Annotated in this window: 21 protein-coding genes; 2 read left to right on the forward strand and 19 right to left on the reverse strand. The window is 42.5% G+C overall.

Translation table 11 applies throughout. The annotated features are described in order from the left end of the window. Positions 1-2: 2 nt before the first annotated feature. The gene (locus tag M3204_RS19410; protein ID WP_251486434.1) at positions 3-2,546 is read left to right on the forward strand and encodes a penicillin-binding protein 1A; all 2,544 of its coding nucleotides are present in this window, start codon (positions 3-5) and stop codon (positions 2,544-2,546) included. Between the two features lie 51 nt (positions 2,547-2,597). Here M3204_RS19410 and M3204_RS19415 read toward each other — a convergent pair whose 3' ends face one another. The 19 genes from M3204_RS19415 to M3204_RS19505 form a co-directional block, all read right to left on the reverse strand. Continuing rightward, positions 2,598-2,975 carry a YpoC family protein gene (locus tag M3204_RS19415; protein ID WP_251486437.1) on the reverse strand — a complete coding sequence of 126 codons (378 nt, stop codon included), beginning with the start codon at positions 2,973-2,975 and terminating at the stop codon, positions 2,598-2,600. Then, positions 2,976-3,626 carry an endonuclease III gene (gene nth / locus M3204_RS19420; protein ID WP_251486441.1) on the reverse strand — a complete coding sequence of 217 codons (651 nt, stop codon included), beginning with the start codon at positions 3,624-3,626 and terminating at the stop codon, positions 2,976-2,978. A 283-nt stretch (positions 3,627-3,909) separates the two neighbouring features. Further along, on the reverse strand, positions 3,910-4,617 hold the full coding sequence (locus tag M3204_RS19425; protein WP_251486444.1) for a DnaD domain-containing protein: 708 nt from the start codon (positions 4,615-4,617) through the stop codon (positions 3,910-3,912). 184 nt (positions 4,618-4,801) lie between these two features. Next, a complete protein-coding gene (gene asnS, locus M3204_RS19430) occupies positions 4,802-6,097 on the reverse strand; it encodes an asparagine--tRNA ligase (RefSeq protein ID WP_251486447.1) in 1,296 nt (431 codons plus the stop codon). 129 nt (positions 6,098-6,226) lie between these two features. Continuing rightward, a complete protein-coding gene (locus M3204_RS19435; protein ID WP_251486605.1) occupies positions 6,227-7,408 on the reverse strand; it encodes a pyridoxal phosphate-dependent aminotransferase in 1,182 nt (393 codons plus the stop codon). Between the two features lie 27 nt (positions 7,409-7,435). Further along, positions 7,436-7,921, reverse strand: a complete 486-nt coding sequence (locus M3204_RS19440; RefSeq protein WP_251486449.1) for a DUF5590 domain-containing protein — start codon at positions 7,919-7,921, stop codon at positions 7,436-7,438. Between the two features lie 123 nt (positions 7,922-8,044). Continuing rightward, positions 8,045-8,215, reverse strand: coding sequence for a YpmA family protein (locus tag M3204_RS19445; protein WP_251486452.1), 171 nt, complete (start codon positions 8,213-8,215; stop codon positions 8,045-8,047). A 416-nt stretch (positions 8,216-8,631) separates the two neighbouring features. After that, the gene (locus tag M3204_RS19450; RefSeq protein ID WP_251486454.1) at positions 8,632-9,462 is read right to left on the reverse strand and encodes a ComEC/Rec2 family competence protein; all 831 of its coding nucleotides are present in this window, start codon (positions 9,460-9,462) and stop codon (positions 8,632-8,634) included. A gap of 163 nt (positions 9,463-9,625) precedes the next feature. Next, positions 9,626-12,427, reverse strand: coding sequence for an ATP-dependent DNA helicase DinG (gene dinG / locus M3204_RS19455; protein WP_251486458.1), 2,802 nt, complete (start codon positions 12,425-12,427; stop codon positions 9,626-9,628). A gap of 334 nt (positions 12,428-12,761) precedes the next feature. Next, positions 12,762-13,148 carry an aspartate 1-decarboxylase gene (gene panD / locus M3204_RS19460; RefSeq protein WP_251486461.1) on the reverse strand — a complete coding sequence of 129 codons (387 nt, stop codon included), beginning with the start codon at positions 13,146-13,148 and terminating at the stop codon, positions 12,762-12,764. Between the two features lie 18 nt (positions 13,149-13,166). Then, positions 13,167-14,021 carry a pantoate--beta-alanine ligase gene (panC, locus tag M3204_RS19465; RefSeq protein ID WP_251486464.1) on the reverse strand — a complete coding sequence of 285 codons (855 nt, stop codon included), beginning with the start codon at positions 14,019-14,021 and terminating at the stop codon, positions 13,167-13,169. Continuing rightward, complete coding sequence (gene panB / locus M3204_RS19470; protein WP_251486467.1) at positions 14,018-14,854, reverse strand: 3-methyl-2-oxobutanoate hydroxymethyltransferase; 837 nt, start codon at positions 14,852-14,854, stop codon at positions 14,018-14,020. Before panB ends, panC begins: the two co-directional genes overlap by 4 nt. 242 nt (positions 14,855-15,096) lie before the next feature. Then, the gene (locus tag M3204_RS19475) at positions 15,097-16,092 is read right to left on the reverse strand and encodes a biotin--[acetyl-CoA-carboxylase] ligase (protein ID WP_251486470.1); all 996 of its coding nucleotides are present in this window, start codon (positions 16,090-16,092) and stop codon (positions 15,097-15,099) included. Next, positions 16,053-17,264, reverse strand: coding sequence for a CCA tRNA nucleotidyltransferase (locus M3204_RS19480; RefSeq protein WP_285856832.1), 1,212 nt, complete (start codon positions 17,262-17,264; stop codon positions 16,053-16,055). The genes M3204_RS19475 and M3204_RS19480 overlap by 40 nt, the downstream gene beginning before the upstream one ends. After that, the gene (gene bshA, locus M3204_RS19485) at positions 17,261-18,400 is read right to left on the reverse strand and encodes an N-acetyl-alpha-D-glucosaminyl L-malate synthase BshA (protein WP_251486473.1); all 1,140 of its coding nucleotides are present in this window, start codon (positions 18,398-18,400) and stop codon (positions 17,261-17,263) included. The genes M3204_RS19480 and bshA overlap by 4 nt, the downstream gene beginning before the upstream one ends. Beyond that, a complete protein-coding gene (gene bshB1, locus M3204_RS19490) occupies positions 18,397-19,113 on the reverse strand; it encodes a bacillithiol biosynthesis deacetylase BshB1 (RefSeq protein ID WP_251486611.1) in 717 nt (238 codons plus the stop codon). Before bshB1 ends, bshA begins: the two co-directional genes overlap by 4 nt. After that, complete coding sequence (gene mgsA, locus M3204_RS19495) at positions 19,094-19,525, reverse strand: methylglyoxal synthase (protein ID WP_251486476.1); 432 nt, start codon at positions 19,523-19,525, stop codon at positions 19,094-19,096. The genes bshB1 and mgsA overlap by 20 nt, the downstream gene beginning before the upstream one ends. Positions 19,526-19,535: 10 nt before the next feature. After that, positions 19,536-20,336: a 4-hydroxy-tetrahydrodipicolinate reductase gene (gene dapB, locus M3204_RS19500; RefSeq protein WP_251486479.1), complete on the reverse strand. Its 801-nt coding sequence runs from the start codon at positions 20,334-20,336 to the stop codon at positions 19,536-19,538. 13 nt (positions 20,337-20,349) lie between these two features. Then, the gene (locus M3204_RS19505) at positions 20,350-20,691 is read right to left on the reverse strand and encodes a nucleotide pyrophosphohydrolase (protein WP_435367704.1); all 342 of its coding nucleotides are present in this window, start codon (positions 20,689-20,691) and stop codon (positions 20,350-20,352) included. Between the two features lie 324 nt (positions 20,692-21,015). Between M3204_RS19505 and M3204_RS19510 the strand changes: the two genes are divergently transcribed. Beyond that, positions 21,016-21,888: a YitT family protein gene (locus M3204_RS19510; RefSeq protein ID WP_251486485.1), complete on the forward strand. Its 873-nt coding sequence runs from the start codon at positions 21,016-21,018 to the stop codon at positions 21,886-21,888. The last annotated feature ends 1 nt before the right edge of the window (position 21,889 follow it).

A 21,889-nucleotide genomic window follows, 5' to 3' on the forward strand; every position in this document is an offset into this window, starting at 1 on the left:
TTATGGCACAGAAACCTCAAACAAGAGAGGAACGGCGAAAACAGTTAGCTGCCAAGAATAAAAAAGCCACAGGCAAGAAAGCAAAAAAAGGAACATTCAAAAAGATATTCCTTGCGTTAATTGCACTTGGCATTATTGGCATGCTGACTGGAATCGCTACCTTCGCTTTTATGATACAGGATACTCCTAAATTGGATAAGGCATTGCTTAAAGACCCTATTTCATCAAAGATTTATGATAAAGATAAAAACCTAGTAACAGAAGTCGGTTCTCAGAACAGGGATTATGTAGCTTACGAGGACATACCGAAGCTTGTTGAGAACGCATTTTTGGCAACGGAGGATGTACGTTTTTACAAACATAATGGAATCGATGTTATCCGTCTCGGCGGAGCAGTCATAGCCAACGTCACTGAAGGCTTTGGATCTGAAGGTGCTTCTACCATCACACAGCAGGTAGTAAAAAACTACTTCCTCGGATTTGAAAAAACAATATCCAGAAAAGCACAAGAAGCATGGCTTGCTTACCAGCTCGAACAAAAGTATACAAAGCAACAAATATTTGAAATGTATGTAAATAAAATCTTCATGTCTGAAGACAGCCATGGAGTCCTTACTGCATCGAAAATATATTTTGGCAAGGACGACCTTAACGACCTTGAGCTGCATGAAGCTGCCCTGCTTGCTGGAATGCCGCAAAGTCCTAATAACTATAACCCTTTTAACAATCCCGAAAAAGCTGAACATCGAAGAAATGTTGTATTGTCTCTAATGTACCAGCATGGCTTCATTTCTAAGGAAGAAAAGGAAAAAGCCCAGAAGATACCTGTGGAGTCCAGTCTAGTGAAGGAAGAAGACCGGAGCCATAAAGACGAAGAGCCCTTCGATGCATTCATCGATATGGTTATTGAAGAAGTTTCTGAGCAAACCGATTTTGATATCTTTTCCGATGGACTTGAAATCTATACAACTCTTGACCAAAATGCCCAGACTCATGTTGAGAATATATTAAATACAGATTCAGCAGCAGCGTTTCCAAATGATGAAATGCAGGCTGGAATTACCCTGCTTGATACAAAGACTGGTGAAATTCGCGCCATTGGGGGCGGCAGGAAGCAGCAGGTAAAAAGAGGATTGAATTACGCAATAGATGTTAAGAGACAGCCTGGTTCAACTATTAAGCCTATTTTGGACTATGGTCCGGCAATCGAGCATTTGCGCTGGGGAACCTACCATATGCTAGAGGATAAGCCAATGACCTATTCAACCGGTGAGCCAATCGGAAACTGGAACGACAAGTATAACGGTATTATGACGATGAGGATGGCTCTGGCAAAATCAATTAACATTCCTGCACTGCAAGCATTTCAGGCGGTGGGCGCTGTAAAAGCAAGAGAATTCGGAGTAAACCTTGGATTGACGTTGAAGGATCCAATTTATGAATCTGCTTCGATTGGCGCACATGATATTGCACCGATTGAAATGGCGGGTGCCTATGCGGCATTCGGAAACAATGGTTTCTTTACAAAGCCTTACAGCGTTAAGAAAATTGTGCTCCGTGACAAAACTGAAATTGATTTGACACCTGAGACTGAAGTTGCCATGAAAGATTATACCGCCTTCATGATTTCAGATATGCTGAGGACAGCTATTAAAGAAGGTACAGGAGCTAGCTACGCAAACATTCCTAATCTTCATGTAGCTGGAAAAACAGGAACTACCAACTATACAAAACAGGAAATAAGTGATTACAATATCAAAAATGGCGGTGTACCTGACTCATGGTTTGTAGGGTATACAACAAGATACACTGCATCCATATGGACCGGTTACAAAGATAGAAAAACCGCACTTTATGGAACCGAACAAAAAATCTCTCAGATGTTGTTTAAAAACCTAATGACTCATGTATCGAAAGATGTTGATACACCAGATTTCACCGTTCCAAAGAGCGTTGAAAAAGTAAAGGTTGAAAGAGGCTCGATGCCAGCCAAGCTGGCAAGCGAGTACACGCCAAAAGATCAAATCCTTTATGAATGGGCAGTTAAGGGCAATATACCGAAGGAAGTCTCTAAGAAGTTTGATAAAATCGAGACTCCTACACAGCTTGAAGCAAAATATGATGAAAAGAAAAATGAAATCATCCTGACTTGGAAGTTCGAGCAAGGGGAGAAAAAGGATATACAATTCGAAGTTACCGCTTCTCTGGATGAAGGTGCAGAACAGCAATTTTCTACTTCCGATACCGGACTGAAAATCGCAAATGCAGTTCCAGGTGGAATATACTCATTCAAGGTAACCGCAGTCAGAGGCGACCAGCGCTCTGATCCAGCTGTTGTCACAATTCAAGTTCCTGAGCTCTTACCTCCAGAACCAGATGAAGGTGCTGATGAGGATGGAAATGCAGGAAACGAGAATGGAAATGGCAATGGCAACGGGAATGGTAACGGGAACGGCAATGGAAATGTAACTGGAAATGATGATGGAAATGATGATGGGAATGATGATGGGAATGATGACGGCGGAGATGATGGGAACGGCGACTAACCCTTCCTGAATCATAACCATTATCCATACTGAAAAAGAAACGTCCTGACTTCAGTCAGGACGTTTCTTTTTTGCTTTATTTAAGGCCACTTTCCTTGCATACTGCTTCTCCTGCTCTGCAAATAGTTCACCAAGCTGGACATATGAATGGTATAATCGTGGCCTTGAGACGATAAATTTAAGCCTTTCCTGGACATTAACCGGCTTTATAATGCAATCATCAATATTATTTGACACACTGGTAATCAGACCATTTGAAGCATAAAGAAACTCCCGGAATAATTCAATCGTCTTTTCCATCACCGGCAACGCTTTTTTACTATCTCTGTATTTAAAGTATTCTTCCAGTTCAATTTTGTCCTGCTGCCATTGCAGCAGGATTCTTTCTACTTTTAATTCTATCTCTTCATACGTAAGATGGTTCAACACTTATCCATTTCCCCTCATCCGCTTTTTCCCTTCACGGCACACTTCAAGTAAAGGACATGTCTCGCATTTAGGATTCTGGGCTTTACAATGGTAACGTCCAAAGAAAATCATTCTGTGATGGGTAATCGACCATTCGTCTTCTGGAATCTTCTTCATTAATGTCTTTTCAACCTCAAGGACCGAATCCTTCCAACGGCAAAATGCCAAGCGTTTGCTGACACGCTCTACATGTGTGTCAACAGCGATAGCAGGTACTCCGTAAGCTACTGATACAACTACATTTGCTGTTTTCCGCCCAACTCCCGGAAGCTTTGTCAGCTCATCCCTGTCAGACGGGACAATACCGCCGTAATCATCTATAAGCAGCCTGCAAAGCTTTTGGATATTATTCGCTTTGTTTCGATATAACCCTATCGATCTTATATCCTGCTGCAGTTCTTCCAAAGGAACGTTCAAAAAGTCTTCAGGAGTTTTGTATTTTTGGAACAAATCTTTTGTGACTTTATTTACTAATGCATCGGTGCACTGAGCAGATAATGCCACAGCGATGACCAGTTCAAAGGGATTGGAATGGACAAGCTCACAATGAGCATTAGGGAACATTGTGCCCATTTCATCAAGACAAAATCTTATTTGCTGTTTATTTAACATCGATTTTCACCACACTTCTCTATTCTGCTAAATATATTCGTTTTTATGAAAGGCTCTGTTAAACTTGGCTGTTGATTTGCGTTCCAGGCGCTTCGCTTTCCGCGGGCGAACTGGGGAGCCTCCTCGTCGCTTCACTCCTGCGGGGTCTCCCCTGACCCGTTCATCCCGCAGGAGTCTTCGCGCCTAGAACGAAGGTCAACAGAGCTTAAACATCAATAATGACCTTTAACACAGCCTTTTGAAAAGAGCTTAAAAAAAAGAGAGAATCAATTCTCTCGTCGGTTTACTGTTCAAGCCAGTTATAAAATGGTACTGGATTGGCGGAAACCTTGGGCTCTTCTTTCCCCGCCTTTTGGACGTTCTGATGCTGCCTGAACTTCCTTCCATAACTTTTAGCCTGTTCGATTGTCTTGATTCCATTCTTCTTCCATTCGAAAAGAATTCGGTCTATGTACCGAAAGTTTAGCTTTCCGGAGATAACAGCTTCCCTTAAGGCAGCCTTTATAATGATTGGGTCGTGATGGTCATCGTCCATCCACATCGCAAGGGTCTCACATTCAAACGGAGATAATGGCCGTCCAAACTCCCTCTCAAAAGAAGTATATAAATCTGTTTCTTCCTGTCGGCCCAGAAGCTCTTTTTCCTGCTTCCGTTTGAGCATGAACTGATCAAACAGCTTCTCCCAAAGAGGTTCGAGTGAATACTTTTCATATCTGATCCCGTCAGTGGAATCTCCATCTATTATTGAAATAAACCCTCTCTGAATCAGTGCACGGAGCAAATCTGTACATTCGAAAGCTGATATCGTCATGCGGGCTGCGAGTTCCATCGGAGTAGGAAATTCATTCCCTTTTTCAGAAAAGTAGAATACATGAAGCAATAGGGCTAATTCTTGTTCGTTTAATCTCATTTCTTTGTACTGTGTAAGCAGCACTGCGGGAATTGTAACATTCCCTTCTTTCAGCCAATCTAACATATCTGCTTTTTTCATTCCGGACACCTCTTTTCATAGTATAGCATGAACATGGGCGGCTGGTAATAAAATAGGAAAAGATTAAAAAGGGAAATTAGTCGAAAAATAGCAACTTTTATAGAAAAACAAAGGACCGTATACTGAGTGTTAACATACCCAAAATTTAAAAGGCCCGTAAAAAATACGGACCCTAATCAATTGTTTATGGATATAAACGGTTCAGCAAACGCGGGAACGGAATGGATTCACGGACATGCTCTACTCCGCTGATCCATGCAACTGTTCTTTCAAGGCCAAGTCCGAAGCCTGAATGTGGAACGGATCCAAATTGGCGAAGCTGCAAATACCATTCGTATGATTCAAGCGGCAATCCATGTTCTTCAAGACGCTGCTTGAGCAAGTCATAATCATGGATCCGCTCTGAGCCACCAATGATTTCTCCATAGCCTTCCGGCGCAATCAAATCAGCACACAATACAACGTCTTCACGATCCTGTGCAGGCTGCATGTAGAATGGCTTCAAAGAAGTTGGATAATGTGTGATGAATACTGGCTTTTCATAGCTTTCGGCAATTGCCGTTTCATGAGGCGCCCCAAAATCATCTCCCCATTGGATATCGTCAAAACCCTTTTCATGAAGGAACTTGATTGCATCATCATAGCTGATTCGCGGGAATGGTGCCTGTACCTGTTCAAGCTTTGAAACATCACGGTTCAAAGTTTTCAGTTCAAGCTGGCAATTTTTCAATACAGACTGGACAATGAACGATACGTACTCTTCCTGGACCTTTAGGCTGTCTTCATGTTCGTAAAAAGCCATTTCCGGCTCGATCATCCAGAATTCAATCAAATGACGGCGTGTCTTTGATTTTTCAGCACGGAAAGTAGGCCCAAATGAAAATACTTTTCCAAGTGCCATAGCCGCAGCTTCCATGTAAAGCTGTCCGCTTTGAGACAGATAAGCATCTTCTTCAAAGTATTTTGTATGGAATAATTCAGTTGTGCCTTCAGGAGCACTTCCAGTCAAAATAGGCGGATCAACCTTTGAGAATCCTTGTTCATTAAAAAATTCATATGTCGCCCGGATTATTTCATTACGGATTTTCATGACCGCATGCTGTCGTTTTGATCGAAGCCATAAATGGCGATGATCCATAAGGAATTCGGTTCCATGTTCTTTCGGTGTGATAGGATAGTCTGTTGCCTGGTGGATTACTTCGATACCATTTACTTGCAATTCATGACCGAGAGGAGATCTTTCATCCTTCGTCACTGTTCCAGTTACATACAAGGAAGACTCTTGTGTAATCGATTTGGCAAGCTGGAATACCTCTTCAGCAACCTCACTTTTAACAACAACTCCCTGGATGAAGCCTGTCCCATCGCGAAGCTGAAGGAAAGCTATCTTTCCGCTTGAACGCTTATTTGCTAGCCAGGCGCCAATTTTCACTTCTTCTCCTGCATATTTATGGACTTCTGCAATTGTAGATTTATTCACGTATTGTTCCCTCCAAAACTAATCAAAGCTGGTAATATGTATTGTTTTCATTATACATTTGCATATAGGCTCAGGCAATATACAAACTTGGAGAACGGAGAATCACCAATGATTCTCCGCCCAATTTAATTATGCACGGTTTTTAACGAATTGATGGATCCTGCTGATGGCTTCCTCCAATTGGTCCAGGGAAGTCGCATAAGACAAGCGCATATAATCTGGTGCCCCGAACCCGGAGCCAGGGACGACTGCGACATTCGCTTCTGTTAATAAGACCTCTGCAAACTCATCGACGTCCTTGCATCCACTCATACGTGCCGCTTCTATTGCGTTCGGGAACAGGTAAAATGCTCCCTGTGGCTTTATGCATGTGAAACCCGGAATTTCATTTAACTTGGCATGAATAATTTCAAGTCTTTCTTCAAAAGCCTTCCTCATTGTTTCTACTGCATCCTGGGATTCAGCGTAAGCAGCAATTGTTGCATATTGTGCCGGTGTTGTAGGATTGGAAGTACTGTGGCTTGCCAGGTCTGTCATTGCATTGATAATTTTGCTGTTCCCTGCTGCGTAGCCGATTCTCCATCCCGTCATAGAATGGGACTTCGAAACGCCATTGATGATGATTGTATGTTCTTTCAATTCATCTGATATTTCCGCGATTGATATATGCTGTGTCGTTCCATAAATCAACTTTTCGTAGATTTCATCTGAAATGATCAGTATTCCATGTTCAAGGCATACTTTTCCAAGCGCTTCTAATTCTTCCCTTGAATAGACCATTCCGGTTGGGTTGCTGGGTGAGTTGATAATAACGGCCCGGGTTTTACTTGTTATCTTCTCCTCTAGCTGTTCAGGAGTAATTTTAAAATTATTCTGTTCAAGCCCTTCTGCATATACTGGGTTTCCGCCTGCAAGTTTGACTTGCTCTGGATAGCTAACCCAATATGGGATAGGAATGATCACTTCATCCCCATCGTTAAGGAGAACCTGGAACAATGTATACAGTCCATGCTTGGCACCGTTGGTAACAATGATTTCATTTAGCTTGTATTCAAGCCCCTGGTCACGCCTTAATTTAGCAGCAATCTCTTTCTTTAAATCAGGTAGCCCGCCAGAAGGAGTGTATTTTGTGAATCCCTCATTCATAGACTTAACTGCAGCATCAATGATGTGCTGAGGTGTATTAGAATCAGGTTCACCTGCCCCAAGGCCGATTACATCTTTTCCCTGAGCCTTCAATTCTTTTGCTTTTGCGGTGATTGCCAATGTTGATGAAGGAGTGAGCGCTCCCACTCTGCTGGCTAACTGGATCTCCATCCCTTTCCCTCCTGCTTGTATTTATAAGTTATCAATTGCCCTCAATTTTTCACCTGTATCGAAATCGACGAAATAATAATTAATCGTATTACTGTTGTTCCTATAGTAGATTTCCCAAGCCGGCCTGTCCGTCTTTTGAATTCTTGCCATGCCGAGTCGAACTTCGATGATTTCTTGTGGGTTCTTTTCTTCATATAGTTTATTTAATGCTTCTTTTTTCGTGATTCCGTTTTTGGCATTTCTTGTTTCAACTTCATTATTTTTTTCATTCACCCATACATAAACATCTTCCTGCCTGGCATTTTTACCAGTCATTACATAGTAGGTTTCTTCGCCGCTGTATAAGCTGAAATCACTGAAATCAGTCAGGTTTGTTTCATCTGAAGCAATTTTCACAGCCTTTTCTTCTGCCGCCCTGACTGGTTCAACCGCATTTAAATATACATTAACCAGAATACCCGTTATGATGGCGATAAAAAGAATGCTGAATAAAATCCACTTTTTCACATTTACCCCTTCTTTTATGTATGCTCTTTTGTCTCCTAGACTTAATGCCATTTGTTCTGTGAATAAAAGAGCATAAAAATAAAGATTTTTTGTCTTCCTTTTAGTTGCTCCATTCAATGTTATTTATGTGCGATAAATTGTAAAAACCGCTTTTTCATTATCTTCCTGGTCCAATGCGAGACCAAACATAAGATCGTCATGCTTTAATGTCCTGTTAAGGGCATCCACAATTTTATATAAATCAGGACTTTGCTGAATTTTTACTGTCGTTAAAACTTCAATTTTACTTTCCATTTGTATACCTCCTCTTACCCAACAATTTTTGTCATTTATATATCAGCCATTCGACGGCCACACTAGAATTAATACAACTCATTATATCAGGAGATCAGCCTCACTGGTAAGAGTTTAACTGACCACAATAAAACATTTCTGTCCACACACATAAATGGCTGCGCATCAAGTGCGCAGTTTTTATTAGGCTCTTTTCGTACACTTTGCTGCTTTCAATGCCAAAAGAAAAATCGGCAAGTGGATTTTTACGAGTTCATTCTCTGTTCAGAAATCTCCAAGAAAAGAGCTTTGCAGCAAAAAGGAATGTGGGATGTAAACTTGGTTCGAAACACAACAATCGCCTTTTATTATAATATGTTCGATACCTTGATCCTTCACATCTTGAGATTAAAAATCACAATCTGCCCAAAGAAATTTTAATCCTTACTCAATATTGTAATCACGTCATAATTCGAATCGGTAAGCTTTATTGTAACAGTACCATGCTGTTTTGTGAAATAAACATCAATCCACGCTTCATGCAGCATTTCAACTAAATCAGGATCAGGCTTAATTGAATTCGATTTAAAAATGATTGCTAATTGAGGATCAAGGTGTTCGATTAAAAGGTCGGAAAAAGAACCCTTTGCTGCATATTGTGGCAGCTTGACGATGTTTACATTTTTTAGTGATTTACCCAGAAAGACCTGCTCAGACTGATGGCTAGCCGAACTGACGTATAAAATTTGATGATGAAAAAACTGAAAAGAAATATCAGTCCCCTCATTTTCATCTCTTCCATCATATACGACCTCGGCAGTTAACCCTGGCATCAGCTTTTGAAGAACCCCTTGCTCCCATAAAACCACTTTGACATCAGCCGGAATGACATTCTCTGCCAGAGTATGATTAGCATAAGCTCCTGTGACAATCTGGTTTACTTTATATTTTTTAATCAGTTTCTCCAGATTTGCTTTGCCCTCATCTGACGTCAAAATTACAGCAGAGATTGTCTTGACATGAAATAGGTTCAGCAAGCGTTCAAGCTCCTTAACCGTTCCCTTGCCCCCGGTATTAACGAGGATATTCTCACCGTTGGCATGCTGAATGAGAGCCGCCTCTCCGTTAGTTAATGAAAAAAACGTAAAAGCCAGCTCATTTCGCTTCAGATTCACGTCCACTCCCTCAACCTCTACGGGAGCAGATGGAGACTCAAACGGTATATAATACCAATTCATAAATGCAAGGACAGCAAGTATCAGCTTCATGTACACTCCTCCAATTACTTCTAGCTATAGAGTGTGTCATTTATCTAAAAATATCATAGCTCTTGCCATAAACTTTGTTGCAATCGCATTTTTTTGCTCAGTTGCCTGGATAAAACCAACAGAAATGATGGAACATATCATTTACCCGCACCACCCCTGCCTTTTAAAGCCAATCATGAATCAACTCTACTATTTCATTGATTGATTGCTTTTTAACGGCAACGTCTGGTATCGAACTTAGAAATGACTTACCGTAAGTCGTTGTTAGCAGCCTTCGGTCAAAAATGAAGATCATCCCTCTATCAGATGATGTCCTGATCAATCTCCCGAACCCTTGTTTAAATCTCAGGATTGCTTCAGGCAATGATAATTCTGTAAAAGGATTGCCTCCATTTTCTTGGATCAGGGCACATTTTGCCGCTGTCAGCGGTTCATCAGGCGGAGAGAATGGCAGCCTGACGATTATCAGGCATGATAGGTCTTCCCCAGGAATATCGACACCCTCCCAGAAGCTGCTTGTGCCGAACAATATCGCCTTATCAAAACGCTTGAAGTTTCTTGTCAGCCTTGTTCTGCTTCCTGCCGTAATCCCCTGGGCAATCAGTACAAACTCCTCAAGCAGCCCGCTCTCCTTTATTAATTCATACGCCTTCCTAAGCATTTCATGGGAAGTGAACAAAATTAGCATTCGTCCTCTTGTCGCTTCGGCAATCGAGATGATATGCTCTGTGATTGCCGCAACATACTCATCATTGGAGACTGACTTAATTTCAGGCAAATCATCAGGGACAATTAGCTGGACCTGGGTTTCATAAGAGAATGGCGAAGGAATCTGCCTTTCAGCCATGGGTGCTGCCAGCCCCAGTTCCTTCTTGATGAACTCAAAGGAGTTATTAACAGACAACGTCGCTGATGTTATTGCGACACTTCTTTTTTTATTAAAGAATTGGTCTGCCAAATAATCCGCAACATGAACCGGGCGTGCAAAGATCGTTGTTGAATTTTGCATCGCCCGGATATCCGCCTCTATCCATCTGACATAGCTGCTGCCATCATCAATGAAAAGTGCTTTAGTTGTGCTGCGAATGCTTTCCAAATCCGACATTACCTGCACAACTTCTTCTAGCATGGCTTGCTGTTCACGGGTAAAGATTTTTGCGTTATCGGCCGCCTCTTTTAAACGCTGGCTGAGAGCTTGTTCTAAATCCTTTACGAGAAAATAGAATCTTTCTGCAGTCGCTTGTAAAGCAGCCAAAATCCGGTTGTTTTTATCAGGCGCAAGGCTTATATGAATTTTACTTCCTGCTGGTTTAACCTTCTTTGCCTTTCTGGCGTACATTCCTGCAAGTTTGAACAATTCATCTGTTTCATAAACAAGGTCTGTGATCAATTGATTAATTTCAAAGGAATGCAGCCTGTTAGCAGCCTCGGTGCTGCCTGATCTGCTAAGCATTTTTTCCAGCTTGTAAAACAGCTGTGTTTGATCAAATTGGCCGAGCTGATTCAGTAAAAGCCTGACAGACATAAAATCAAGCGATTTCCCAAAATATTTTCCTGCTGCTTTTTCGAATTGATGTCCTTCATCCAGCACAGCATATTCATATTCTGGCAAGGATCCGCCGCCTGATACAAGGTCAGCCAACAGCATGGAATGGTTCGTAATCAGCAGGTCAGCATTCTTCGCATTATCGATAGTCCTTTTGTAAAAATCATGTTCTTCCCAATGTTTTGTCCGCAGGAACATCGCACGTTCATTCCTGATTTTATTCCAGAACAGCAAACCTCCGCTTGAAAGGTTTAGCTCATCAACATCACCGGTTTCAGTTTCGGTGAGCCAGACGAGTATTTGCATCTTCGTTAGGGCAGTATCATAGTTTTCCTCAATCTCCCTAAGGGATTGCTCAAATCTGGCCATGCTGATATAGTGGCTTCTTCCTTTAATCAAGGCAACATTTATACCTGATTCGAACATGTCTGCCAGCTTGGGAACATCATTCGTTAAGAGCTGCTCCTGAAGCTGGGTTGTGTATGTACTGATAATAATGGGTTTATTGTTGTTCAGAGAAAAGATCGCAGCCGGTATCAAATATCCGAGCGACTTTCCAACTCCAGTCCCGGCCTCTATTAACGCGTGGCCATCACTGGTAAACGCCTCATGGACAAGGTTCATCATCTCATATTGGCCTTGTCTCGATTCAAAGTCCTTGAATGCTTTTTGCAGCAAGGACTTTTTTTCCTCGTCAGATTGAGGATATTTAATGAAACACTTTTCGGTTTTGGTTTTGGTTTTTGTTTTCTTTTTCAATGCAATGCCGCGAAAGACTTCGATAGCATTTGGCAATACTTCAATTCTACTCTCTTTATCGTTTAATGCTTCATCAAAAATTAAGTGCAAATCACTTTTTAGCCCCTCTGACAGTTTTGCCAGCTCTTTTAAGGTGACATGCGGCAGGGAATTCATAGCATCCAGCATGATCAATAGCAATTCTGCCGTCACGTAAGCATCACTGTCTGCCTGATGGGGGCGATCGTGCCGGAGATTCTCTCTTGCAGCCAGATCCGTCAGCTTAAAGCTGTCAGCGGTTGGATATAGGATTCTTGCCAATTCTACGGTATCAAGAACCGGACCATAAAATCCTTCACACCCTGCTGATAACAATTCTTCCTGTAAAAAGGATAGGTCAAATAATACGTTATGAGCCACAAAATAAGCGTCTTGGAGCATATCAGAAATTTGCGGGGCGATTTCTGCAAATAAAGGAGCATCCCTTACCATCGAGTCCGAAATGCCTGTCAGCTCCTCAATAAAGACAGGAATCTCCTGCAATGGATTGACCAGCGATGCAAATTGGCCCGTTATCTTACCGTTCTCTATAATGACTGCCCCGAATTGAATGATCCGGTCTCCTTTTTTAGGGGAGTTGCCCGTCGTTTCTAAATCTATTACAACAAATTTTTGGCTCATCCTTATTACACCTCTAACATTCAGTCAAACAAAACCGTACCACAAAATTCCTGAAAGAGAAAGCCGAATCCTGTCCGATCAATAGCGGATGCATGCGTTCCGCATGATTATTCTTAAAGAATGGTTTCTTATCTCATTGATGCTATTACCGCTTTTGCATTTGGGATTGAGCTTTTGTTCAAGTTGTTACTATCTTTATTGTTGCTATAAACCCCATATATTTAATCTAGCGTGTAATACACAAAGTTTAAGAAAAGAGCTTTTAAAACATCCGCAATGGATATGTATTAAAAAACTCCCGATGATTCGGGAGTTTTAAGAATTCAAAATCGGATCATTGAAAGACAGTTCTCTCAGGTTCAGCATGGAGCATTTCAACGATTTTATTATTTTCGTCCATCAAAGCTACCTTAGGCTGGTGAACAGCGACTTTCTCTTCTGCTACTAAAGCATAGGAGATAATAATGACGACATCCCCCTCATGAACAAGGCGTGCCGCAGCTCCGTTCAGACAGACAATCCCGCTCCCTCTTTGGCCCGGGATGATATAGGTCTCAAAGCGAGCGCCATTGTTATTATTAACAATTTGGACTTTTTCATTAGCAACCATACCAACAGCGTCAAGAATATCGCTGTCAATTGTGATGCTGCCTACATAATTCAAATTTGCTTCTGTTACTCTTGCGCGATGTATTTTAGCATTCATCATGGTGCGGAACATGGAATGGTTTCCCCCTAATTAATTTTTCTCTACATCTAAAATGATATTGTCAATCAGCCTTGCTTTCGAAAATCTAACAGCAAGTGCGATAATGATTTTTCCTGCTAATGTTTCTAGTTCTTTCAGGCCTGGGTAAGAATAAATTTCTATATAATCAACTTCTGCGTTGCAATGATTGTTAATATGCGTATTGACCAGTTCAATGACCTGTTTTGGGTCACGTTCACCTTTCTCGATTTCAGCCTTTGCTAGTTGAAGACTCTTGTGTAGTTCCGGAGCCTGTGTCCGTTCCTCATCATTCAGGTAAACATTACGTGAACTTTTGGCGAGTCCATCCTCTTCCCGGATCGTCTCGACTGGAATTAATTGAATCGGAAAATTAAAATCCTTGATCAATCCGTCGACTACTGCAACCTGCTGAGCGTCTTTCAAACCAAAATAAGCGCGGTTTGCCTGAATGATATTGAATAATTTAACCAGGACAGTGGCCACACCATCGAAGTGTCCGGGCCTTGACTTGCCGCAAAGCACATTTGTCCGCTCCACAACTGAGACTGTTATGGAAGCAGTACCTGGGTACATCTCTTCGGGCGATGGATAGAAAATAAAATCGACACCGTGAGCCTCTGCTATTTTATGGTCCCTCTCGAAATCCCGCGGATATGCGTCAAGGTCCTCTGTCGGGCCAAACTGGAGGGGATTCACGAATATGCTTAGCACAACCACGTCATTTTCGTGGCGCGCCTTTTTCATCAAAGTCATATGCCCTTCATGCAGGAACCCCATTGTTGGTACATAACCGATGGTCGTCCCATCTGCTTTAAGTCTCAACATTTGTTCCTGCATTTCGGCTATGGTCGTAATGATTTTCATTCTCTTCCTCCATACAGTGCCTGTAATTCCTCTTCCTTCATTGTAAAACTATGTTTATCTTCCGGGAACGCGCGAAGCCTGACTTCGGCAACATACGAGTTCAAACCTGAAGCAATTTGTTCATTTACATTAGTATATTGCTTTACGAATTTCGGGACACGGTCAACGCCATAGGTAATGATGTCATGGTATACAAGCACTTGGCCATCAACATTCAATCCAGCTCCGATGCCGATTGTCGGAATTGTCAAGTTTTCCGAGACTTGTTGGGCAAGCTGTTTAGGGACGCATTCAAGGACCACTGCAAAGGCGCCTGCAGCTTCGCATTTTTTCGCGTCTTCAATTAATTTCCTGGCGGCATCCGCACTCTTGCCCTGTACTTTGTATCCGCCAAGGACACCGACTGATTGCGGTGTCAATCCCAAATGCGCCATTACAGGCACTCCCGCTCTCGTCAATGCTTTAATATGGTCAATGACTTCATCGCCGCCTTCGACCTTTACAGCATTTGCACCTGTTTCCTGAAGGATTCTAGCACCGTTTATAAGCGTGTCTTTTATTGATAGATGATAACTCATGAAAGGCATATCGACAACAATGAAAGTATTGCCAGCCCCGCGCCTAACCGCTTTTGAATGATGGATCATGTCCTCCATCGTGACCGGAATCGTCGAGTCATATCCAAGCACCACCATGCCAAGTGAATCACCGACCAGAATCAAGTCAGATTCGGCCTGCTCCGCATGTTTTGCAGATGGATAATCGTAGGCTGTCACCATGACAATTTTGCTGCCAGTCTGCTTCATCTTTAAGAAATCAGTTGTTTGTTTCATACATTCTCCTCCTTTTTTTAAGAGGCGATAAAACAATCCATCAATGCCAGACACTAAAAAAGGGCCCATCTATGTCAGAAGGACCCTTTGAAGCCTGTACTTGTTTCATCCCTCTGTCCCAGTCCGCTACCGGATCCAGGCAGAACTATTTTATTATGGTCATAATGAATCAGGGTGCAGTTCTTGCGATACCGCCCAAATTGATTATAGCAAATGACTATTATTTTGGCTACTTTATGAAATTATTCATCTATTTGAATATCAGCGGAATAGATATTGTGAATCTTGCCTGCTGCATCCTCGATCAATAATACTCCATCCTCTGTTATACCAGTGGCTTTCCCCTTGATTTCCCCAGTCAAGGTTCGGGCTGTTATCCCCTTTCCAATGCTTACAGCATAGCTCTCCCACATTAATTTAATTGGAAAGAATCCTTTTTCCAGATACAAAAGATACAGCTTCTCAAGTTTTTCCAAAATGATCCTGATCATTTTTTCCCTGTCGACTATGCTGCCTGATTCAACCGAAAGCGATGAAGCTATGTTCTCAAGCTCTTCAGGGAAATCTTCCTTCTTAGTATTCACATTTATGCCGATACCGATGATGACTGAATTGATTCTGTCTGCTTCTGCCTGAAGCTCCGTCAGGATACCAGTGACCTTTTTCCCGTTGATCAAAATGTCGTTCGGCCATTTTATTTCCGGAAGCAGGCCGGTGACCTCCTCGATTGCCTGCACTACTCCCACTGCAGCAATCAATGTCAGCTGGGGGGCTTTCGGGATCGGGATATTAGGTCGGAGGATGATGCTCATCCAAATACCTGTATACTTGGGAGAATGCCACTTACGGTCCATCCTTCCCCTCCCTGCCGTCTGCTCCTCGGCAATTACGGTTGTTCCCTCATCCGCATTTTCATAAGCTAATTTATAAGCAATTTTCTGGGTAGATGCCACACTGTCATGATAGTGCAGATTCCTGCCTAAAAAAGCCGTCTTCAAGCCCAGGTTTATTTTATCCGCAGTCATGTTGTCTGGGATTGAGACGATCTTGTATCCTTTCCTTCTTACAGCCTCGAATTCAAAGCCTTCCCTACGGAGTTCTTCGATATGCTTCCATACCGCAGTCCTCGTACAGCCAGCCAGGTTGGCCAAAAGCTGGCCGGATAAATACTCCGTTTCACTGTTAGTAAAGGCGTCTATCAATTTTTTTCTGATTTCAGATTGGACCCGTTCAGCCATGCCTTTATTTTCTCCTTCTCATTTTGGACAATGCCGTGGATTACAGCTTTCTCAATTTCTTCTAATAATTCACGAAGCCAAGGTCCAGGATTCCTGTCCAGCCATGCCATTAAATCATTACCAGTTACCTTGAGCTCTTGTCTATGCTTAATTGGAAGCTGCTCATGAATTTGAGTAATTTGCCCGATCATACTGCTTTTTTCAGGAAATAGGGTTTTGTACACCTTTTCAGAGCTAATTGCGTTTTCCAGTCCAGCCTTGTATAGTGATTCCTCATTCCATTGTGCGTCAATGCGGAGCAAGAGCCAGGAATGTATCTGCTTTAACTTTTTGATTTTTTGAACAGGCAGCTTCCATGCTCTCAGGAAGTCTTCTATTTCTTTTCCTGCCAGCCCTAACTCATATAATAACAGAACCCATGTCTCAGCCAATTCCAGGTTCTCAGAAATTTGTGATGAAAACCTGATCAGGCTTTCCTGATGTTGTTTTAACCCAGGCAAGTATTGAAACATCCCACTGGTCGCCAGTAATTTTACCGCTTTACTTCTGTCTGGTCCCTGCAGCATCTTTTCGAATTCCACTGTTTTACGTTCAACAGCGATATTTTCCAGCAGTCTGCAGTGCTGCTGGAAAGACTTCAGGGTTTTATCCTCTATTGAAAATGACAGCTGAGACAGGAATCTGACCGCCCTAAGCATCCTTAGGGCATCTTCGCCGAAACGCTCATCAGGATTGCCAACTGTGACAATCTGTTTACTGTGAATCGCATCCTTTCCGGCAAAAGGGTCGATGATCTCGCCGTCCTTGTCCATGGCTATGGCATTCATGGTAAAATCGCGGCGCTGAAGGTCTTCCCTTAAAGATCTAATGAACGAAACCTTATCAGGCCGCCTGAAATCGGAGTATTCAGCTTCTGAACGGAAAGTGGTGATTTCATATGAGGCACCTTTGAAATGAACAAGGATTGTACCATGTTCAACCCCGACATCCGTGGTTTTAGAAAAAATTCGTTTCAATTCTTCCGGCAAGGCTGAAGTTGCAATATCTACATCAGCTATTTCGCGCCCAAGGATGTGGTCTCTGACAGAACCGCCGACAAAATACGCTTCAAACCCTGATCTCTCAATCAATTCAAGGACAGGGACAGCTTCCATAAATGGCTTGCCAATCATCGTTCATCCTGCCCTAACAGGCTGTAGTAAATGCTTTCGTATTCGGACACAATCTTTTCAGCGCTAAACTTTTTTTCGGCCCGTTCTATTGCATTTGCGGCAAATTGCTTGTGTATGTCGTGATTCATGAGCAATCTCACTGCCTTTTCCGTAATCTCTTCGATATTGCCTAGTTCGCAAGTAAATCCTGTTTCTCCATCGACAATCACTTCAGGTATGCCGCCAACATCTGTCCCGATGCATGGAACACCGCAAGCCATCGCTTCTAGTGCAACAAGGCCAAAGCTTTCTTTTTCAGACAACAGCAGCATCAAATCGCTTAATGAGTACAGTTCTTCCACTCTTTCTTGTTTTCCAAGCAGCAAAACCTTATCCCGGATCCCCAGTTCAGCCGTTAGATTGCAAACAGTCTTCATTTCCGGTCCATCGCCAACAAGCAAAAGTTTTGCCGGCATCTGCTCCTGAATCCCCGCAAATGTCTTGATAACATCCGGCACTCTTTTTACTGGCCGGAAGTTGGATACATGGATAATCACTTTTTCATCTGGGAGGATTCCCAATTCCTTACGGAGCTCGCTTGAATCAGTACGCTTGTTGACCCTCGTATCAATGAAATTATAAACACAATCAATCTCTTTCTTTGGCTTGATCAGTTCATGTGTCTGGGAAATCAATGACTCCGATACAGCCGTAACATAATCCGATTTTTCAATTCCGAAACGGATAGCATCTGTAAGTGATGGGTCGTATCCAAGCACTGTGATATCCGTACCGTGAAGAGTTGTAACAATCTTTAAATCCCTTCCGCTCATCTGCCGCGCTAAAATCGCACAGACCGCATGGGGAATTGCGTAATGGACATGAAGGACATCCAGGTTTTCCAACACAGCCACTTCGGCAATTTTGCTGGCAAGTGCAATATCGTATGGCGGATATTGAAAAACAGAGTATTGGTTTACCTCTACCTCATGTGAAAAAATATTATGATACATTTTTTTCAGGCGGAATGGAAGGCTGGAGGAAATGAAATGTATTTCATGACCTTTCTCCGCAAGCAGCTTCCCTAGCTCTGTTGCGACAACACCTGAACCTCCTACTGTCGGGTAGCAGGTAATGCCGATTTTGAGTTTCTTCATTTTCTTTCCCCTAACAAATCCTTGTGGATTAACATTGTTTTTTTTGACATAAAGCCTTCGGCAAATTCAACACCGACTTCTTTGCCGAAGAGCCTTTCACGCGCCTCGACACTTTCGATATAGCCATTCACAAGCGGCGTATCAAATGTGGATACCCCTTTCATAAACTGGCTTTCATAGGCATTAAGAGCATCGATCTTTTTATGCATAACCTCAGACACATCTATCGCAAAATTTGGTTTATGGAATCCATTGATCATATAAAAATGTAAAGCTGACGGCCTGTGAGGCTTTAAGCTGCCATCTTCATCATATTTTCTCACTGCTGCCGAAAAGACCGCCTCCTCGACAAGGCGTGCGCAGCTGCCATGGTCAGGATGACGGTCGTCAAAATAAGGTGCAAAAACTATACTTGGACGGTATTGCCTGATTACTTTCACGATTTTTCTTATGTATTCTTCCTTTAGGAACAATCCCCTGTCAGGCAGGTCAAGTGTTTCCCTCACCTCTGCACCGAGGATTTCCGCCGCCTTTAAGGCCTCCTGTTGTCTTGTTTCAACCGTACCATTCGACGACATTTCAGCCTTTGTCAAATCACAAATCCCTATTAGCTTTCCCTCAGCTGCAAATTTGGCAATCGTTCCGCCCATCCCGATCTCGACATCATCAGCATGGGCTCCAAACGCCAATATATCAAGCTTCATTGCTTCCATGTTCATCACCATGTTCCTCTTTAACTATATTGCGCCAGTCGAGGTCGCCTCTGTCAATCCCTTTAATTAAAACTTCCGCTGTTCCCATATTGGTCGCGAGCGGTACAGAATATACATCACAGAGTCGCACTAGCGCTGTCACATCTGGCTCATGTGGCTGGGCAGTAAGTGGATCCCTGAAGAAAAAAATCGCGTCCATAAGGTTATTGGCAATACGGGCACCAATTTCCTGATCGCCGCCCAGCGGTCCGGATTGGAACCTTTCGATCTTCAGTCCAGTTGCTTCGATAATCCTCAATCCTGTCGTGCCTGTTGCAAATAGTGTATGATCCTCAAAAATATCCTTGTATGCAACTGTGAATGCCACTAGATCATCTTTCTTTTTATCATGTGCAATTAAGGCAATATTCATGGTTTCTCCCCTATTCAATAATATTCTCTAATCCATATACAAACGAATCCATTTTCATGACGGTATCCACCGCAAGCTTCACACCGGACATGAAGGAGTTCCGATTGTACGAATCATGACGGATTGTAAGAGTTTGGCCATCAGCGCCGAACAACACTTGCTGGTGTGCAATTAGACCTGGCAGCCTGACCGAATGGATGTGCATACCTTCATATTCAGCGCCGCGTGCTCCTTGCAAGGTTTCCTTTTCTTCTGGATGTCCCTGTTTTTTAGGCTCACGAACGTCGGCTATCATTTGCGCTGTTTTCACTGCAGTTCCTGAAGGAGCATCAAGCTTATTGTCATGATGAAGCTCGATGATTTCGACATCGCTGAAATACTTGGCAGCCATTTGCGAGAACTTCATCATTAATACTGCACCTACGGCAAAATTAGGGGCAATGATGCATCCTGTCTCTTGTTCCGTGCATAGGTGCTCAAGTTCATCCAGGTCTTCCTTTGAAAAACCTGTTGTTCCTACTACAGGACGAACCTTATATTTCAATGCTGTCTTCGTATGGAACATCCCTACTTCTGGAGTCGTTAAATCAATCAGTACATCCGGCTCTACTTCCTGAAGACATTTTTCGAAATCTGTATAGATTAGCGCGTCACTCTCAGGGAAACCCTCAAGCTCGGCAAGCTTCATTCCTTCGTGTTTCCTGTCCACTACTCCTGCCAGTTCATAATTTTCCGTATCCAGTACAAGCTGAACAGCTTCTCTTCCCATCCTGCCGCGAGGCCCTGCAATGACTATTTTAACTTTATTCATTATCTAATCTCCTTTAGCTGTCTTTCCTTGTCCAGCGATCTTTATCTCTTGTGTTGAACTTATTCATGACTTTGTCATGCGCTTTTTCTAGATCAATATTTAATGAGTTGGCGAAACAAATCATGACAAACAACATATCTCCCAGCTCTTCTTCAATTGTTTTTTCTTCTTCATCGTGCTTTTTTGGTTTCTCTCCATAGTAATGGTTCACTTCACGCGCAAGTTCGCCAAGTTCCTCGGTCATGCGTGCCATCAATGCGAGCGGGCTGAAGTAACCTTCCTTAAACTGGCTGATGTAAGAATCCACTTCCTGCTGGAGTTCTTTAACCGTTTTGTTTTCGCTCAAGCAATTCACCCAACCTTCATATGTATGCTTTTCTTTATGCTTTTCTATATCGATGTTAGCTTAATGCAGAAGCTTTGACAAATATTTTTATTTCAAGCTAAATTTAATCGCTTTTATTAATATTATTGCCACTTGGATAAATCCTCCTGACACTGTTAGCAACCATTTGATAAGAATATTTTTCAGAAGGCCTGAAAACAAGGGTTGTTAACACTAGCTAACGGGAACTCTATCTTAAAAGCCTCCTGTAAAAGATTGCCCTAGTACCTTTTATTTTATATAATATAAGCGCTTCAACTGGTATTTTTAGTTGTGCTATTAGGAGGAATGATTTTGCTTTATGGACTGAAATTCAAAAACATATTTTTCATTTTGCTTGGTGCGGCTATTTTTTCATTTGGCCTTGTGCATTTCAATATGCAGAATAACCTTGCAGAAGGCGGTTTTACAGGGATTACGCTCCTGCTATATTTTGTATTCGGATGGTCTCCTTCGATTACCAATCTACTGTTGAACCTGCCGTTATTTTTCCTGGGATGGAAACTGCTTGGACGAAGCGTTTTTATTTATACAATCATCGGGACAGTAGGAGTATCCGTTTTTCTAGGTGTCTTCCAAAAGTATCAAATTGAGATGCCATTATACGAAGACTTATTTTTGGCGGCCCTCTTCGCAGGGGTGTTCATCGGTATCGGCTTAGGAATTATCTTCCGTTACGGCGGGACGACCGGCGGAGTTGATATCATAGCAAGGCTGGCACAAAAATATTTTGGCTGGACAATGGGCCGGACGATGTTCATGTTTGATTTTGGCGTCATTACACTTTCCCTAATTACATATTTGAATTACCGCGAGGCAATGTATACGCTTGTTGTTGTGTTTGTCGGTGCGCGAGTGATTGATTTCATGCAGGAAGGTTCTTACGCAGCCAGAGGCGCAATGATCATCTCGGATAAGAATGAGGACATAGCGGCTAAAATCATGAAGGAAATGGACCGGGGAGTCACCAGCTTAAAAGCTGTAGGATCATACACTAAAGCAGAGAGAGATGTTCTCTATTGCGTAGTGGCGAAGAATGAAATTGTCCGCCTCAAAAGTGTGATCAATTCAGTGGATCCGCACGCATTTGTATCGGTAACGGTTGTTCACGACGTATTGGGTGAAGGGTTCACCCTTGATGAAAATAAACTGCCTTTAGAAAGATAAA

Source organism: Mesobacillus subterraneus (genome assembly GCF_023715485.1).
Classification (GTDB): Bacteria; Bacillota; Bacilli; order Bacillales; family Cytobacillaceae; genus Mesobacillus; species Mesobacillus subterraneus_B.